At 71.7% G+C, this 15,052-nt stretch carries 14 protein-coding genes; 7 read left to right on the forward strand and 7 right to left on the reverse strand.

The annotated features are described in order from the left end of the window. Positions 1-10: 10 nt before the first annotated feature. From DMB42_RS03500 to DMB42_RS03520, 5 genes are read left to right on the forward strand one after another with little or no spacing between them, the layout of a single operon-like run. Positions 11-1,750: a serine/threonine-protein kinase gene (locus DMB42_RS03500; protein ID WP_125630448.1), complete on the forward strand. Its 1,740-nt coding sequence runs from the start codon at positions 11-13 to the stop codon at positions 1,748-1,750. Between the two features lie 47 nt (positions 1,751-1,797). Beyond that, the gene (locus DMB42_RS03505) at positions 1,798-2,661 is read left to right on the forward strand and encodes an AraC family transcriptional regulator (protein WP_125630450.1); all 864 of its coding nucleotides are present in this window, start codon (positions 1,798-1,800) and stop codon (positions 2,659-2,661) included. Positions 2,662-2,671: 10 nt separating this feature from the next. Then, positions 2,672-3,334 carry an AzlC family ABC transporter permease gene (locus DMB42_RS03510; protein ID WP_125630452.1) on the forward strand — a complete coding sequence of 221 codons (663 nt, stop codon included), beginning with the start codon at positions 2,672-2,674 and terminating at the stop codon, positions 3,332-3,334. Next, positions 3,331-3,642, forward strand: coding sequence for an AzlD domain-containing protein (locus DMB42_RS03515; protein ID WP_125630454.1), 312 nt, complete (start codon positions 3,331-3,333; stop codon positions 3,640-3,642). Before DMB42_RS03510 ends, DMB42_RS03515 begins: the two co-directional genes overlap by 4 nt. Positions 3,643-3,651: 9 nt before the next feature. After that, the gene (locus DMB42_RS03520) at positions 3,652-4,917 is read left to right on the forward strand and encodes a serine/threonine-protein kinase (protein WP_125630456.1); all 1,266 of its coding nucleotides are present in this window, start codon (positions 3,652-3,654) and stop codon (positions 4,915-4,917) included. Between the two features lie 5 nt (positions 4,918-4,922). Here DMB42_RS03520 and DMB42_RS03525 read toward each other — a convergent pair whose 3' ends face one another. The 3 genes from DMB42_RS03525 to DMB42_RS03535 are packed head-to-tail and all read right to left on the reverse strand — an operon-like array spanning position 4,923 to position 6,836. Then, a complete protein-coding gene (locus DMB42_RS03525; protein WP_125630458.1) occupies positions 4,923-5,852 on the reverse strand; it encodes an RluA family pseudouridine synthase in 930 nt (309 codons plus the stop codon). After that, positions 5,845-6,483 (reverse strand): signal peptidase II, encoded by a 639-nt coding sequence (gene lspA, locus DMB42_RS03530; RefSeq protein ID WP_260477456.1) that lies wholly within the window; start codon positions 6,481-6,483, stop codon positions 5,845-5,847. The genes DMB42_RS03525 and lspA overlap by 8 nt, the downstream gene beginning before the upstream one ends. Next, positions 6,447-6,836, reverse strand: a complete 390-nt coding sequence (locus tag DMB42_RS03535; RefSeq protein ID WP_185844443.1) for a TraR/DksA C4-type zinc finger protein — start codon at positions 6,834-6,836, stop codon at positions 6,447-6,449. Before DMB42_RS03535 ends, lspA begins: the two co-directional genes overlap by 37 nt. A gap of 438 nt (positions 6,837-7,274) precedes the next feature. Here DMB42_RS03535 and ileS point away from each other — a divergent pair, with 438 nt between their 5' ends. Together ileS and DMB42_RS03545 are read left to right on the forward strand one after the other, a co-directional pair. Then, on the forward strand, positions 7,275-10,415 hold the full coding sequence (gene ileS / locus DMB42_RS03540) for an isoleucine--tRNA ligase (protein ID WP_125630462.1): 3,141 nt from the start codon (positions 7,275-7,277) through the stop codon (positions 10,413-10,415). Between the two features lie 86 nt (positions 10,416-10,501). Continuing rightward, positions 10,502-11,170 (forward strand): nucleotidyltransferase domain-containing protein, encoded by a 669-nt coding sequence (locus tag DMB42_RS03545; RefSeq protein WP_221761994.1) that lies wholly within the window; start codon positions 10,502-10,504, stop codon positions 11,168-11,170. Positions 11,171-11,270: 100 nt separating this feature from the next. Here the strand turns inward: DMB42_RS03545 and DMB42_RS03550 are convergent, their stop codons facing one another. The 4 genes from DMB42_RS03550 to DMB42_RS03565 all read right to left on the reverse strand — a co-directional run bounded on the left by DMB42_RS03550 (position 11,271) and on the right by DMB42_RS03565 (position 14,939). After that, complete coding sequence (locus DMB42_RS03550) at positions 11,271-13,019, reverse strand: hypothetical protein (protein ID WP_125630464.1); 1,749 nt, start codon at positions 13,017-13,019, stop codon at positions 11,271-11,273. Positions 13,020-13,081: 62 nt separating this feature from the next. Then, positions 13,082-13,957, reverse strand: coding sequence for a DivIVA domain-containing protein (locus DMB42_RS03555; RefSeq protein WP_125630466.1), 876 nt, complete (start codon positions 13,955-13,957; stop codon positions 13,082-13,084). A 107-nt stretch (positions 13,958-14,064) separates the two neighbouring features. Next, positions 14,065-14,358: a YggT family protein gene (locus tag DMB42_RS03560; protein ID WP_125630468.1), complete on the reverse strand. Its 294-nt coding sequence runs from the start codon at positions 14,356-14,358 to the stop codon at positions 14,065-14,067. Between the two features lie 80 nt (positions 14,359-14,438). Then, positions 14,439-14,939 carry a cell division protein SepF gene (locus tag DMB42_RS03565; protein WP_125630470.1) on the reverse strand — a complete coding sequence of 167 codons (501 nt, stop codon included), beginning with the start codon at positions 14,937-14,939 and terminating at the stop codon, positions 14,439-14,441. Positions 14,940-15,052 lie beyond the last annotated feature (113 nt).

Here is a 15,052-nt window from a genome sequence, read left to right on the forward strand (position 1 = left end):
GCTTCCCTGCGTGGAAAGGCAGGTCAGCAACCGGTATCGCCTCATCGAGCCCCTCGGAGAGGGCGGCATGGGGGTGGTCTGGCGTGCCTACGACGAGCTGCTCGACCGTACGGTGGCGATCAAGGAGGTCCGCTACACGGGCGTGGGCGACGCCAAGCGGGCCGACCTCAACCGCAGGACCATCAGGGAGGCCAGGGCGGCCGGCCGCCTCGACCACCCGTCGGTGATCGTCATCCACGACGTCGTCGAGGAGGACGGCCGGCCGTGGATCGTCATGCAGCTCGTACGGTCCCGCTCCCTGGCCGAGGTGATCGGCGAACGCGGCCCGCTCCCCGTCCCGCTGGTGGCGATGGTCGGCGGCCGGGTGCTCGACGCGCTGCGGGCCGCCCACGCCACCGGGGTGCTCCACCGTGACGTGAAGCCCGAGAACGTGTTGCTGGCCGACGACGGCCGGGTCGTGCTGACCGACTTCGGCATCGCCGCCATGGAGGCCGAGGCGGGCCTGACGGCGACCGGCGGGCTGGTGGGCACGCCCGCGTACATGCCGCCGGAGCGACTGAACGGCGAGCCCGCCCGGCCCGAGTCCGACCTGTGGTCGCTGGGCGCGACGCTGTACGCGGCGGTGGAGGGGCGTCCGCCGTTCAAGCGCGACTCGTGGGCGGCCACGGCGGCGGCCATGCTGCGCGACGAGCCCGAACCGCCGGTACGCGCGGGGGCGTTGCAGCCGGTCATCATGGGGCTGCTGCGGCGGGACCCGGCGGCCAGGATGCCCGCGGGAGAGGCCGCCCGCCTGCTCCACCAGGTCGCCACCGGCCAGCCCCTGCCGGCCGACCAGACCCCCATGTGGTCGGCCCAGTTCCCTCTCGCTCCCGGCCCTTCCCATCCCACCCCCGGTGGTCCGCACCCCATGCCCGGCGGCCCCTACCCCACCCCGCAGGACTCTCGGCCCGTCACGGGCGGGCAGCAGGTGCCGGGCCACACCGTCCCGGGTGGTCCGGAGCGGCGGCGCGGCAGGACGTTGCGGATCGTGGTGCCCGCCGCGGTGGCCGCCTTGGCGCTCCTGGGCGGTGGCGGCGTGCTGCTCTACGACCAGCTCGCGGGCGCCACCACCCCCACCCCGACGGCCGACGGCCGGACCGAGCCCCCCGCGACCGGCCAGGCGACCGAGCCACCCACGCAGCAGCCGACGAAGGACCCGACGCGGCAACCGACCGAGGATCCCAGCGGGGAGCCCAGTGAGGAGCCCAGCGGGGACCCGTCGGACCAGCCGACGCCCACCGTCACGGCCCACCCGGTGCCCGCCGGCTGGCGTACCCTCACCAGCGCCGCCGGCCACTTCTCCGTCGCCGTGCCCAAGTCGTGGCAGGCCGTCAAGACCCCGTCCAGGGACAGCATCCGCGTCTCCGGCCCCGGCACCACCGGCGTCATGATCATCGAGTGGACCGTCCCCGACATCCCGTGGAAGGACCCCGAGCAACACTGGATCGGCCTGGAGAAGGAGATCGAGGCCAAGGGCGAGTTCGACCGTTACACCCGGATCGGCATCACCCCCACCTCCTACCTGGGCCTGCGCGCCGCCGACTGGGAGTTCACCCGCATGCGCGACGGCCGGCTCATCCACGTGATCAACCGCGGCTTCCACACCGCCGCCGGCCGCCCCTACGCCCTGTACTGGGAGACCTCCGACGCCCGCTGGACCGCCGACCGCCACTGGTTCGACACCTTCGCCAAGACCTTCCGCCCAGAATGAGGCGGGACGGCCGGTATGAGCGCGGATGAGCCGGGAATGAGCGCGGCATGAGCCCGGCGGACGACGGCGCGACGGAACGGGCCCGGTTCTGGCGGAATCCGGCGGTCCCCGAGACCGACCTGCTCAAGGCCCGCTACGTCACCCACCGCTTCTCCCGTCACGTCCACGACGGCTACGCCATCGGCCTGATCGTGTCGGGCGTGGAGGAGTTCGACTACCGCGGCACCCTCCATCGGGCGGGCGCGGGCGAGCTGGTGCTGGTCAACCCGGACTCGGTGCACACCGGCCAGGCGGGCACCCCGGGCGGGTGGGCGTACCGGATGCTCTATCCGTCGGTGGAGGCGCTGGCGGGGATCGCGGCCGAGCTGGACGCGCCGCTCGCCACCCCGTACTTCCCCGAGCAGGTGGTACGCGACCCGGAGGTGGCGGCGCTGCTCGGACGGGCGCACCAGGCGGCCGAACGCGGCGACGCGCTGGCGGCGTCCACGTTGTCGCGCACGCTGTTCGCCCGGCTGCTGACCAGGTACGCCGCGCCCAGGCCGAGCACGGGCGCGCCGGACGCGGGCCGGCAGGCGGTCCGCGAGGCCGTCGCGCTGCTGCACGAGAGCCTGCTCGACCCGCCCACCCTGGAGGCGCTGGCGGAGGCGGTGGGGGTGCGGCCGTTCCCGCTGCTGCGCGCGTTCAAGGCCGTGACGGGACTGCCGCCGCACGCCTACCTCACCTCGCTGCGCATCCGGCAGGCCCGCCGCCTGCTCCAGCAGGGTGTACGCCCGGCGCAGGTGGCCGCCGACGTCGGCTTCACCGACCAGGCCCACCTGAACCGGCACTTCAAGCGGGTCGTGGGCGTGCCGCCCGCCGCTTACCAGCGAGCCGCAGGAACGTACAAGACCGGACTTTTGCCCGTTTCATAGTCTTCATCCCATGCAACAGACAACTCACCGTTCCGCCGCGCTGCGGGACGGCCTGGGTGTGGGCCTGGCCGTGGGGCTGTCCGGCCTCGCGTTCGGCGCGGCGGCGATCACCGCCGGGCTCAGCGTGCCGCAGGCGTGCGTGCTGAGCCTGCTGGCGTTCACCGGCGCCTCGCAGTTCGCGCTGGCCGGCGCGGTCGGCGCGGGCGGGGACCTGATGGCGGCGGCCGCGGGCGCGCTGCTGCTCGGCGGCCGCAACACCCTTTACGGCCTGCGCCTGGCCGACCTGCTCAACGTCCGCGGCCCGCGCCGGCTGCTGGCCGCGCACGGCGTGATCGACGAGACCACCGCCGTCACACTGGCCCAGCCGGACGAGCCGTCGGCGCGCACCGGCTTCGTCACCACCTTCGCCAGCCTGTACGTCGCCTGGAACCTCACCACCCTCGCCGGCGCGGTCGGCACGTCCTTCCTCGGCGATCCCCGCGTGCTCGGCCTCGACGCCGTGGGCCCGGCCACGTTCCTGGCCATCCTGTGGCCGCGCCTGGCGGCCAGCGGACGGCTGCGCGTACTGGCCGCGGCCGGCGCGGCGGTCGCGTTGGCGGCCAGCCCGTTCTTCCCGCCGGGCGTGCCGGTGCTGCTGTCGGCGGTGGCGGTGCTGGTGGTGATGGTGCGATGACGTTGTGGTGGGCGATCGTCGCGGTCTGCCTGGGCTGTTACGCGCTCAAGCTGGCCGGGCTGGCCGCGCCGCGCCGGGTGCTGGACCATCCGGCGATGCGCAGGTTCGCCGAGCTGGTGCCGGTGGCGCTGCTCGCGGCGCTGATCGCGGTGCAGATGTTCACCGAGCAGGGCAGGCCCGCCTTCGACCCCGCCCGTACGGCGGGACTCGCCGCCGCCGTGGTCGCGCTGCTGCTCCGGGCGCCGTTCCTGGTCAGCCTGCCGGCCGCGGCCGTCGTCACCGCGCTTGCCCGGATGTTTCTCGGGTAGTCGCCGTGCATGTCCGATTCTGCGGGGATCGTCGGTGGCCGCTATCGCCTGCTCAGGACGATCGGCCAGGGCGGCATGGGCACCGTCTGGCAGGCGCACGACGAGGTGCTCGGCCGGGACGTGGCCGTCAAGGAGGTGCTGCCGCCGCCCGACCTGACCGATCCCGAGCGCGAGGTGTTCGCCGTACGGACGTTCCGCGAGGCGCGCGCGGCCGGCCGGGTGGCGCACCCGGGGGTGGCGGCCGTGTACGACGTGCTGGAGGAGGGCGGCCATCCGTGGATCGTCATGCAGCTCGTCCACTCGCGCACCCTGGGCGAGACCGTACGCGCCGACGGCCCGCTGCCGCCGCGCAAGGTCGCCGCCATCGGGCTGCAACTGCTTGAGGCGCTGCGCGCCGCGCACGCGGCGGGCGTGCTGCACCGGGACGTCAAACCGGACAACGTGCTGCTGACCGAGGACGGCCGGGCGGTGCTCACCGACTTCGGCATCGCCACCACCGAGGACGAGGCCCCCGTCACCAGGACCGGCGTCCTCATCGGCACCCCCGCCTTCATGGCCCCGGAACGGGCGGCCGGCGGCCAGGCCAGATCCGCCTCCGACCTGTGGTCATTGGGCGTGACGCTGTACATGGCGGTCGAGGGCCACTCCCCCTTCCACCGGGAGCACGCCCTGGCCACGCTCGGCGCGGTCCTGCACGCCGAACCCGAGCCGCTGGCCCGCGCCGGCGTGCTCGCCCCCGTGCTGCTTGGCCTGCTGCGCAAGAACCCCTCCGAGCGCATGTCGCTGGAGGAGGCCGAGCAGCGGCTGAGCGTGGTCCTGACCGGCGGCGCGCCCGAGCAGACCGGCCCGGTCCCCGTGCCGCCGGCGGCCGTACGCCGCAGGCGCAGGACGCCGATCCTGGTCATCGCGGCGGGCGCGCTGCTGGTGGGCCTGGTCACGGGCGGCGCGGCCTGGTGGACCAAACAGTCGGACCAGCCGGTACGGGGCAACGCGCCGACGATGCCCGCCGTCGCCACCCCACCCGCGAACGACTCCCCGAAGACCGGGGACACACCCTCGACCGGCGAGGACTCCACACGCGGCGAGGATTCCGCGCGCCCCTCCGTACCGCGGCAGAGCGCCCCCTCGCCCACCAGCGGCGAACGCACGGGCACCCCCACCAGGTCCCCCGCCAAGAAGCCCACACCGACCAAGTCCGCCACCGAGGAGGACAGCCGCAACCCCTCCAGAACCCCCGGCGAGGTCGAGCCGTCGCAGGGCGGCGAGGAGGAGTGACCCGCTCAGGTGTCGGCGGCGACGGCGTCGAGCGCCTTCTGCAGGTCCTCGGGATAGTCGGTGCTGAAGGACATCCAGTCGCCGGTCGCCGGGTGCTCGAAGCCGAGCGCGACCGCGTGCAGCCACTGCCGGGTGACGCCCAGCCGGGCCGCGAGCGTGGGGTCGGCGCCGTAGAGCATGTCGCCGACGCAGGGGTGGCGCAGCGCCGACATGTGCACGCGGATCTGGTGCGTACGGCCGGTCTCCAGCTTGATGTCGAGCAGCGACGCCGCCCGGAACGCCTCGATCGTGTCGTAATGGGTGACCGACGGCTTGCCGCCCGCGACCACGGCGAACTTGCCCTCGCCCGAGGGATGCCGGTCGATGGGCGCGTCGACGGTGCCCCTGAACGGGTCGGGATGCCCCTGGACCAGCGCGTGGTACCGCTTGTCCACGGTGCGCTCCTTGAAGGCCCGCTTCAGCATCGAGTACGCGTGCTCGCTCTTGGCCACGACCATCGCGCCCGTGGTGTTGGCGTCGAGGCGGTGGACGATGCCCTGCCGCTCGGCCGCGCCGCTGGTGGCGATCGTGTGGCCGGCGCCGAGCAGGCCGCCGATCACGGTCGGGCCCGTCCAGCCGACGGTCGGGTGGGCGGCCACCCCGATCGGCTTGTTGACCACGATGATGTCGTCGTCCTCGTAGACGATCGTCATGCCCGGCACCGGCTCGGCCACCGGCATCGGCGTGGTGACCGGGGGCGGCAGCGTCACCTCCAGCCAGGCGCCCGCGTGCACGCGGTCGGACTTGGCCGGCTGCCCGCCGTCGAGCTGCACCTCGCCGGCGGCGATCAGCTCGGCGGCACGGGTGCGCGAGAAGCCGAACAACCGCGAGATCGCCGCGTCGACCCGCTCGCCCTCCAGCCCGTCCGGCACGGGGAGACTCCGGCGCTCAGCCATCCTGGGCCTCCTTGGCGCCGTCCTTGGCGGTGTTCTCGCCGTCGTCCTTCGCGGTGTCCTCCGGGGTCTCCACGGTGCCGTCGATCTGCACGTTGCGCCAGGCCAGCAGCACCGCCAGGATGCCGCCGCAGACGATCGCCGAGTCGGCGACGTTGAACACCGGGAAGTAGTCGATCACCGGGAAGTGACCGGGCAGCACCTCGACGAAGTCGACGACGTGCCCCTGGAACTGCGAGGACCGGCCGAACCCCGACGGGTAGCGCAGCAGCCTGTCGGTCAGGTTGCCGAGCGCCCCGCCGAGGAGCAGTCCGAGGGTGATCGCCCACGGCAGGCTGCGGAGCTTGCGCGCGGTACGCATGATCGCCACCACCACGCCCGCCGCGATGAACGTGAACACGAACGTCATCCCGGTGCCGATGCTGAACGCGGCGCCCGAGTTGAAGATCACCCGGAACTGCAGGACGTCCTGGATGACGACGAGCGGCGCCTTGCCTTCGAGCGTGCGCAACACGATCGTCTTGCTGATCAGGTCAGCCGCGTAGACGACGACCGCCAGCGCGGTGAGGATCGCGAGGAGACGTCCGCGCGGCCTGCCTACCGGCGTTCCTCCTTCTGCTTGCAGGCCACGCACAGCGTCGCCCTCGGGAACGCCTGAAGACGTTCCTTGCCGATCGGCTTGTGGCACGATTCGCACACTCCATAGGTCCCTGCGTCGATCCTGGCGATCGCACGTTCGTTCTGCGCGACCAGGTCGCGCGCATTCAGGGTAAGGGCGATCTCGCGTTCGCGCTCGTACGTCTTGGCGCCGGCGTCCGCCTGGTCGTCGCCCGCTCCCTGCGTGACGTCTCCCGAGGCTATCTCCGACTCGTGGCGGAGGATGTCCGCCTCCAGCTCGTCGATCTCGTTCCGCAGCCTGCCGCGTACCTCGGCCAGCTCCTCTTCCGACCACATCGACGGTGTAGCGGTCTGCGTGACTGCCGCCATGGCTGCCTCCATGCTGATCAAGGCCGTGAATGGTGCGGGCAGCTTAGGATCCTCATAACGGAACGGCAAACGACCCGCCGGTTGGTTTACCTCACCCGTACTATCCCGCCTCGCGCATTCAACTCCTCCCCAGGGGCGTCCATTCCCACAAATTTCCTCCCCGTCTACCAACCCGCCGCACACCCATGGGAAACCTGGAAGTCTTACGCTCCACTCTGCGTTATGGTTTGAGACTGCAAGGCGTTGATGGGGCCCCGCTGTGAGGGATATCACCCCGGAGCCGCCGGAAGAACGGCTCGGTTGAGCTCACTAGACCCGGCAGCAGAGCGAATGAAGAGGGCCTCCCCGGAGGCCAAGAAGGGTGGTACCGCGGAGCCGCGAGGCTTCGTCCCTTCACGCAAGCCACATCCGGCCGATCGCGTGGAGGTCCCGCCCGACATGTCTTCCCCATCATTCCGCTCTCTTCCCGCGCAGGTCGACCTGCCCGCGCTCGAGCGCGAGGTCCTCGACCGCTGGCGGGACGGGAAGATCTTCGAGCGGTCCGTCGAGCAGAACGCCGGCAACCCCGCCTGGGTCTTCTACGAGGGCCCGCCCACCGCCAACGGCCTGCCCGGCGTGCACCACGTCGAGGCCCGCGTGTTCAAGGACCTGTTCCCGCGCTACAAGTCGATGCGCGGCTTCAGCGTCCCGCGCAAGGCCGGCTGGGACTGCCACGGCCTGCCGGTCGAGGTCGGCATCGAGCGTGAGCTGGGCCTGACCGGCAAGAAGGACATCGAGGAATACGGCATCGCCGAGTTCAACGCCAAGTGCCGCGAGTCGGTGCTGCGGCACGTGGACGCGTTCGAGCAGATGACCGAGCGCATGGGCTACTGGATCGACCTGTCCCAGGCGTACCGGACGATGGACCCGTCCTACATCGAGTCGGTCTGGTGGTCGCTGAAGGTCGTCTTCGACAAGGGGCTGCTGTTCCGCGACTTCCGCATCACGCCGTACTGCCCGCGCTGCGGCACCGGCCTGTCCGACCACGAGCTGGGCCAGCCCGGCGGCTACGAGAACGTCTCCAGCCCGTCGGTCTTCGTGCGCATGCCCGTGACGTCCGGGCCGCTGGCCGAGCTGGGCGCCTCGCTGCTCATCTGGACGACCACCCCGTGGACGCTGGTGTCCAACACGGCCGTCGCCGTGCACCCCGACGTCACGTACGTCGCCGCCAGGACCGCCGACGGCGAGGTGCTGGTGGTGGCCGAGCCGCTGCTGTCCGTCCTCGGCGAGGACGTGACCGAGGTGGCCCGCTACACCGGCCGCGAGCTGGAGCGCACCCGCTACGGCCGCCCCTTCGACCTGGTCGACATCCCCGAGGCCCACTACATCGTGCTCGGCGACTACGTCACCGTCGAGGACGGCACCGGCCTGGTGCACCAGGCCCCGGCCTTCGGCGCCGACGACATGGCCGTCATCAAGCGGTACGACATGCCGATCGTCAACCCGATCGGCCCCGACGGCCGTTTCCTCGACGACGTCCCCATGGTCGGCGGCCGCTTCTTCAAGGACGCCGACGAGGAGCTGACCGAGGACCTGCGCCGGCGCGGCCTGCTGTTCCGCGGCAGCCACTTCGAGCACGCCTACCCCCACTGCTGGCGCTGCCACACCGCGCTGCTGTACTACGCGCTCCCCTCCTGGTACATCCGCACCACCGCGGTCAAGGACCAGATGTTGTCGGAGAACGCCAACACCAACTGGTACCCCGAGACCATCAAGTGGGGCCGGTTCGGCGAGTGGCTGCGCAACAACGTCGACTGGTCGTTGTCGCGCTCGCGCTACTGGGGCACGCCGCTGCCGCTGTGGGTGTGCTCCGATGACGAGTCCCACGTCACGTGCGTCGGCTCCCTGGAGGAGCTGAGCGGGCTGGCGGGCCGCGACGTCTCGGCGCTCGACCCCCACCGCCCGTACGTCGACGACGTGACCTTCGACTGCCCCTCCTGCGGCGCGCTGGCCACCCGCGTGCCCGACGTGATCGACGCCTGGTACGACTCGGGCTCGATGCCGTTCGCCCAGTGGGGCGAACGCGGCAAGCCCGAGGGCGTCTACCCGGCGCAGTTCATCTGCGAGGCCACCGACCAGACCCGCGGCTGGTTCTACTCGCTGATGGCGGTCGGCACGCTGGTCTTCGGCCAGTCCTCCTATGAGAACGTGCTCTGCCTCGGGCTCATCCTGGCCGAGGACGGCCGCAAGATGAGCAAGCACCTGGGCAACATCCTGGAGCCGATCCCGCTGATGGACCAGCACGGCGCCGACGCGCTGCGCTGGTTCATGGCCTGCTCGGGCTCGCCGTGGTCGGCCCGCCGGGTGGGGCACAACACCCTGGAGGAGATCGTCCGCAAGGTCCTGCTGACCCTGTGGAACACCTCCTCGTTCTTCACCCTGTACGCCAACGCCGAGTCCTGGACCCCGGCCGAGCCCGCTCCCCCGGCCGCCGAGCGCCCGCTGCTGGACCGGTGGGTGCTGGCCGAGCTGAACCGGACGGTCGCCGAGGTCACCGCGTCCCTCGACGAGTACGACACCCAGCGTGCCGGCCGCCGCCTGGCCGAGTTCCTCGACGACCTGTCCAACTGGTACGTCCGCCGCTCGCGCCGCCGCTTCTGGCAGGGCTCGCGCGAGGCGTTCGCGACCCTGTACGAGTGCCTGGAGACGGTCACCCGGCTGATGGCGCCGATCACGCCGTTCGTCACCGACTACCTCTGGGACGTGCTGCGCGCGCCCGGCGCGCCCTCCTCGGTGCACCTGGCCGCCTGGCCGCAGGTGCGCCAGGACCTGCTGAACCCGGCGCTGTCGGACCAGATGGCCCTGGTCCGCCGCCTGGTCGAGCTGGGCCGCTCGGCCCGTGCGTCCTCGGGCGTGAAGACGCGGCAGCCGCTGCGCCGGGCCCTGGTGGGCGCGCACGGGTGGCCGTCGCTGCCCGGCGAGCTGCGGGGGCTGGTCGCGGACGAGCTGAACGTCCAGACGCTTGAGGACATGTCCGGATTCGACGCCGATCTCGTGTCGTACACGGTGAAGCCGAACTTCCGGGCGCTGGGCAAGCGGTTCGGCTCGCAGACCAAGCTGGTGGCCGCCGCGGTGACCGCCGCCGACGCCACCCGCGTGGCCCGTGCGCTCCGGGGCGGCACCCCCGTCATGATCGAGGCAGACGAGCTCGGCGAGATCATGCTCGGCCCCGACGAGGTGATCGTCAACGAGCAGCCGCGCGCGGGCTGGGCGGTGGAGACCGGCGCCATCGGCACCGGCACCGGCGAGACCGTCGCGCTCGACCTGGAGCTCTCCGACGACCTCCGCCGCGCGGGGCTCCTGCGCGAGGTCATCCGCCTGGTCCAGGAGGCCCGCAAGTCCTCCGGCCTGTCCATCACCGACCGCATCGACCTGTGGTGGACCTCCTCCTCGCCCGACCTGGCCGCCGCGCTGCGCTCCGACGGCCGGACGGTGTCCGAGGAGGTACTGGCCACGTCCCTGACGGAGGGCTCGCAGGACGACCTCCCGTCCCACCGGGACGAGGACCTGGGGCTCGTCTTCCAGCTCCGCCGCGCCTGACGCGGGCACGGGGGCGGCACACGTCCGCCCCCGTGCACCTTTCGCTCCCGTGCGCTTTTCGTACGGATCTGGCGCATGATGATCGGATGACGAGGATCGACACGCCGTGGGGCCCATGGGAGGCCGCCACGCTGGACGAGGTCGTCACGCTGATGCGCGGCCTGGAGGCGCCCTGGTGGGTGGCCGGCGGCTACGCCCTGGAGCTAGCCGTGGGGCGGCCGTACCGCGGGCATGACGACGTCGACATCGCACTGCTGCGCCGCGACCAGCTCGCGGCCCGGCGCCTGCTGACCGGCTGGGACGTCCACGCCGCGGTCCGGCCCGGCACCCTACGCCCCTGGCCGCCGGACGAGCTGCTGCCCGCCACCGCCCACGACATCTGGGTACGCGAACGTCCCGACGCCCCTTGGCGCTTCCAGCTCATGCTCGACGAGTCCGCCGGAGACGAGTGGACCTACCGCCGCGACGCCCGCGTCCGCCGCCCGCTGTCCACCCTGACCATCGAGCGGAACGGCCTTCACCACCTCCCCCCCGAGGTGCAACTCCTCTACAAATCCCAGGGCATCCGCCCGAAGGACGAGACCGACTTCGCCACCGTCCTGCCGCTATTGACCGAGGCCCAACGCCACTGGCTCGAAACGGCCCTCGAAACCGCACACCCCACCCACCCCTGGCTCCCCCTACGCCGACCGCCCTCGCACGGGGACTCGCAATCACAGGGCATCCGAGCCCGCGAGACACCGCCAGGCCCCTGAGCCCCCGAAGGCCCTCCCGGGGCTCCCCTCGGGGAGACGACACCTCACGACGGCTCCCCTGAGGCCGGTCGGAACAGGGCTGTGCAGAACAGGGTGAGCGCTACTTGACCGTCTCGCGGTCGTGCTGGCACACGGAGCAACTGGTCAGCCCGGCGGCCTCGGCCTCCGCGAGCGTCATGGTCTCCACGCCCGACTCACCCGCGCCTCTGATCAGCGGGCACGCGGTGCTGTGAAAACGGCTCGTACCGACGATGACCTTGACCGTCCCACCCCGACCGCCCGCAGCACCGGCCCCACCCTTGCCACCAGCGCCTTCAGCGTCCTCATCGCCCTGAGCGGCCTTCTTGGACCCCTCACCCGCTCCGGCGGACCCGGCCCCTTCCGACGCCTTCTCCTCCTTGGACGCGGAGGGTGTGCTGCTCTTCGGGGGCGTACTGGGCTTCGGGTTTCCGCTCGATGCGGGGGACGCGGCCGTCTTGGGGGCATCGGCGGGCTTCGAGGCCGCACCGCCGGCGGCGGGTGCTCCGGCGGGAAGCGGGCCCGTGGGCTTGGCCTCCGACTCGGCGGACGACGGGGGCCGACCGCTCGACGGGGCCGGCGCAGCCCCAGAAGGCCGCTCAGACGGCCCGGAAGCCCCACCCGAACCTTCGGGGTGGACCGGCATCCCGGAAGACGTCACGCGAGGCTGCGGGGCCGTGTCCGGGCCGGAGGAGTCGTCGTCCTCGTCAGGGGACTGTCCGGGCCGGTCGGCGGGCGACGGCCGGGCCGCCGAAGACGGCCTCCCCGGCGCGCTCTCAGCCGACTTACCCGAAGAAGCATCCGACTTGCCCGAAGAAGCATCGCCCGATGTGGCGTCCGGCTTGCCCTGGGACGACGAGGCCGGAGCCGACGGGCTCTTGGCGTCGTCCGGGGAACCGGGACGTGCGGGCCGCTCGCGGTCGTGCGGCGGCCGGAAGTACGAAGTCTGGATCTCCGCCTGCTCGTCACCGGAGTCGGCCCCCGGGGCGGGCGCGGCGGCGGAGGAGGGTTGCTTGGCCTGGTCGCCCGCCTGAGCGGCGGCGGCCGGACGGCCGAACCACCCGGTGGCGCCCTCCTCGCGGGAGGCGGGGGGCTCCGGGGTGGGGGTGGAAGCCTTCGTGTCGGGCTTCGGCGGGACGACCGGCGGACGCAGGTCCTGGGTCTCCGCGGAGGTCTCGGCCCGGCTCTGCGTCCGGGGCTCGGCCCGGTTCTCGGCCCGGCTCTCTGTCTTGGGTTCGGCCCGGTTCTCCGCCACGGCGGAGGGGGTGGTACCGGGGCCGGGGGCGACGGCTGGCTCGGAGTCGGCGGCAGGGGGCAACTGCCGTCCGCCGAGCGCGGCGTCTGGAAGGCACGTCGTGCAGGGCGTGAAGCCCTCCTCGCGTGCCTCCTCGTAGGTGAGCTCCTCGTGATCCCGTGCGGCCAGCTGGCGGCAGCCTGGCATGTGGTATCTCCTGCGACCCGGGATCACCAGCACGATCGCGTCCGGCGAGATGCCGCTCGCCGCGGGGCGGCGAGGCGCGGAGGCCGGTACGGCGGTCCGCTGGAGCGTCTGCGGGGGCGGCTGGTGCGGGTGGGGCTGTGGCCGCGGATGCGGCTGGGGCCCCGCAGGACCGGTCTGGTTGTACGGCAGGCCGGGCGGCGGGAGCGGGGCCGGAGGGGTGGCCGGCGCAGCGGCCCGCCCACCACCGGGAAACAGCTCGTGACGCCGCAGCAACGCCCCGATCACCAGGAACAGCGCGGACAGCACGCTGACCACGATGGACCACATGATCAGGAACGGCTTAGCCAGTACGAAGCCCGCGATCAGCAACACGACCGCCGCGAGCACCAAACCAGCACTGATAAGGATCACAGGGGGCTCTTTCGAGTGACAGGTCCTAGTGACCCGCTACTTTACCGGCGGTCGTTGTGCGGACCGTCGCCGCCGGGGAAAACGCCCTGCGGGGCCTCGCCGCCGAACGGGTTGGGACCACCGGGGAGAGGCTGCTGGCCACCCTGGGGAACCGCGTGCGACATGGCGGGCGCCTGGGTCTGAGGACCGGACATGACGGGGAAGCCGCCGCTGCCCTCGGCCGAGACGTTGAGCTCGGCGAGCTGGTTCTCCAGGTAGAGCTTGAGGCGGCTGCGGTACTCGCGCTCGAAGCTGCGCAACTCCTCGACCTTGCGCTCGAGCTCGTCGCGGGTCTGCACCAGCGAGCCCATGGCCTGGCGGTGGCGCTCCTGCGCGTCGCGCTCAAGCGTCTCGGCGCGGGCGCGGGCGTCGCCGATGACCTGCTCGGCCTGGCGGCGGGCCTTGGTGAGGATCTCGTCGGCCTCGCGGCGGGCGCGGGTCACCGTCTCGTCCGCCTCGCGGCGTGCGTCGGAGATCGCCTGGTCGGCGGTCTGCTGGGCGAGGGCCAGCACGCGGGCCGCGGTGTCCATGTTGTCCTCGGCGGGAGGCATGCTCATGGCCACGGGCTGCGGCTCGGGGGCTCGCATGGGCGGCGGCTCGGGGGCCCGCATGGGCTCCGGCTGCGGCGGCCCCATCATCTCTGGCTTCGGCTGCTCCTGAACGGGTGCGGAGGCCATGGGCATGCCCATGCCGCCCGGCACCTTCCCACGCAGGCACTCGGCCAGTTTGGCGCGAAGCTCCTCGTTCTCTTGGATCAGGCGGTCAAGCTCAGCTTCCACCTCGTCGAGGAAGGCGTCGACCTCTTCCTCGTCGTAGCCCGGCCGCAGCCGGGTGGTACTGAACTGCTTGTTCCGCACATCAGCGGGCGTCAGCGGCATTTTTTGGTCTCCTTGGCGCGCTTGGAGTCTGTCCGGAGGGACGGTGAACCCGAATCACTTCAGCGCGGACACGAGTTGGATCACGACCGGCACCCCACCAGCCCGCCTCACCGGCCGCCCAGTGACCCAGCGATCTGGATCAAGATCAGAACGACGATGAACAGGACAGTGAAGCTTAGGTCAAAGGCCACCGTACCCAACCGGAGCGGGGGAATGAAACGGCGGAGGAACTTGAGAGGTGGGTCGGTCGCGGTGTATGTGGCCTCCGCCAGCACCAGCACGACCCCGGAAGGCCGCCACTGCCGGGCGAACGCCTGCACCGTCTCAAAGATCATCCTGCCGATGAGCAACACCAAATACAGAGACAGGACTACGACCAAGATCCCACTCACGATCTCCACGGCCCGGCCGCGCCTCCACTTCTGATGTGCCCTACCGGCCGCGCACGGACCCGGTTGGGTGCGATGGACATACAGAGACTCTAACTCTGGTTGAAGAACCCGCGTTCCGCGATTCGGGCCTTGTCCTCGGCGGTCACCTCGACATTGGCAGGGGACAACAGGAACACCTTGTTGGTAACACGTTCAATGCTTCCATGTAGGCCAAAGACCAGACCTGCCGCGAAATCCACGAGCCGCTTCGCGTCGCTGTCAACCATTTCGGTCAGATTCATGATGACCGGGGTGCCGTCGCGGAAGTGCTCTCCGATGGTTCGGGCCTCATTGTAGGTCCGGGGATGGAGGGTCGTGATGCGCGCCAGGTCGGTCGTACGGCGCTCCAGGATCGTCGTGGCGGGCCTGGGCGCGGGCACCCCCGAGTCGGCCTCCTCGTCGCGGTCCTGGACCGCCACGGGCCGTTCCTCGCCGGTCCGCTGGACATCGTCGTCGTAGGCGTACTCGTCGGTGTAGGTCTCGTACCTCTCGTAGCGGTCGTCCTCCACGAGACCGAGGTAGACCGCCATCTTGCGCATCGCGCCGGCCATCGCTACGTCGTCCTCCTGCTCATGGTCGCACTGGCTCGGACCCGTCGCCGGGGCCGAGGCGGCAGCCGTACCCCCTTGGAGCTCACCGCGGATCGACCTCTACTTGATCATGG

This window comes from Nonomuraea sp. WAC 01424 (assembly GCF_003947315.1).
GTDB lineage: Bacteria > Actinomycetota > Actinomycetes > Streptosporangiales > Streptosporangiaceae > Nonomuraea > Nonomuraea spiralis.

What these genes read in the sequence shown, in the direction of transcription:
- DMB42_RS03505 (WP_125630450.1), top strand. Translation starts at nt 1,798, where the DNA reads ATGAGCCCGGCGGACGACGGCGCGACGGAACGGGCCCGGTTCTGGCGG.
- DMB42_RS03510 (WP_125630452.1), top strand. Translation starts at nt 2,672, where the DNA reads ATGCAACAGACAACTCACCGTTCCGCCGCGCTGCGGGACGGCCTGGGT.
- DMB42_RS03515 (WP_125630454.1), top strand. Translation starts at nt 3,331, where the DNA reads ATGACGTTGTGGTGGGCGATCGTCGCGGTCTGCCTGGGCTGTTACGCG.
- DMB42_RS03520 (WP_125630456.1), top strand. Translation starts at nt 3,652, where the DNA reads ATGTCCGATTCTGCGGGGATCGTCGGTGGCCGCTATCGCCTGCTCAGG.
- DMB42_RS03525 (WP_125630458.1), bottom strand. Translation starts at nt 5,852, where the DNA reads ATGGCTGAGCGCCGGAGTCTCCCCGTGCCGGACGGGCTGGAGGGCGAG.
- DMB42_RS03535 (WP_185844443.1), bottom strand. Translation starts at nt 6,836, where the DNA reads ATGGCGGCAGTCACGCAGACCGCTACACCGTCGATGTGGTCGGAAGAG.
- ileS (WP_125630462.1), top strand. Translation starts at nt 7,275, where the DNA reads ATGTCTTCCCCATCATTCCGCTCTCTTCCCGCGCAGGTCGACCTGCCC.
- DMB42_RS03545 (WP_221761994.1), top strand. Translation starts at nt 10,502, where the DNA reads ATGACGAGGATCGACACGCCGTGGGGCCCATGGGAGGCCGCCACGCTG.
- DMB42_RS03555 (WP_125630466.1), bottom strand. Translation starts at nt 13,957, where the DNA reads ATGCCGCTGACGCCCGCTGATGTGCGGAACAAGCAGTTCAGTACCACC.
- DMB42_RS03565 (WP_125630470.1), bottom strand. Translation starts at nt 14,939, where the DNA reads ATGGCCGGCGCGATGCGCAAGATGGCGGTCTACCTCGGTCTCGTGGAG.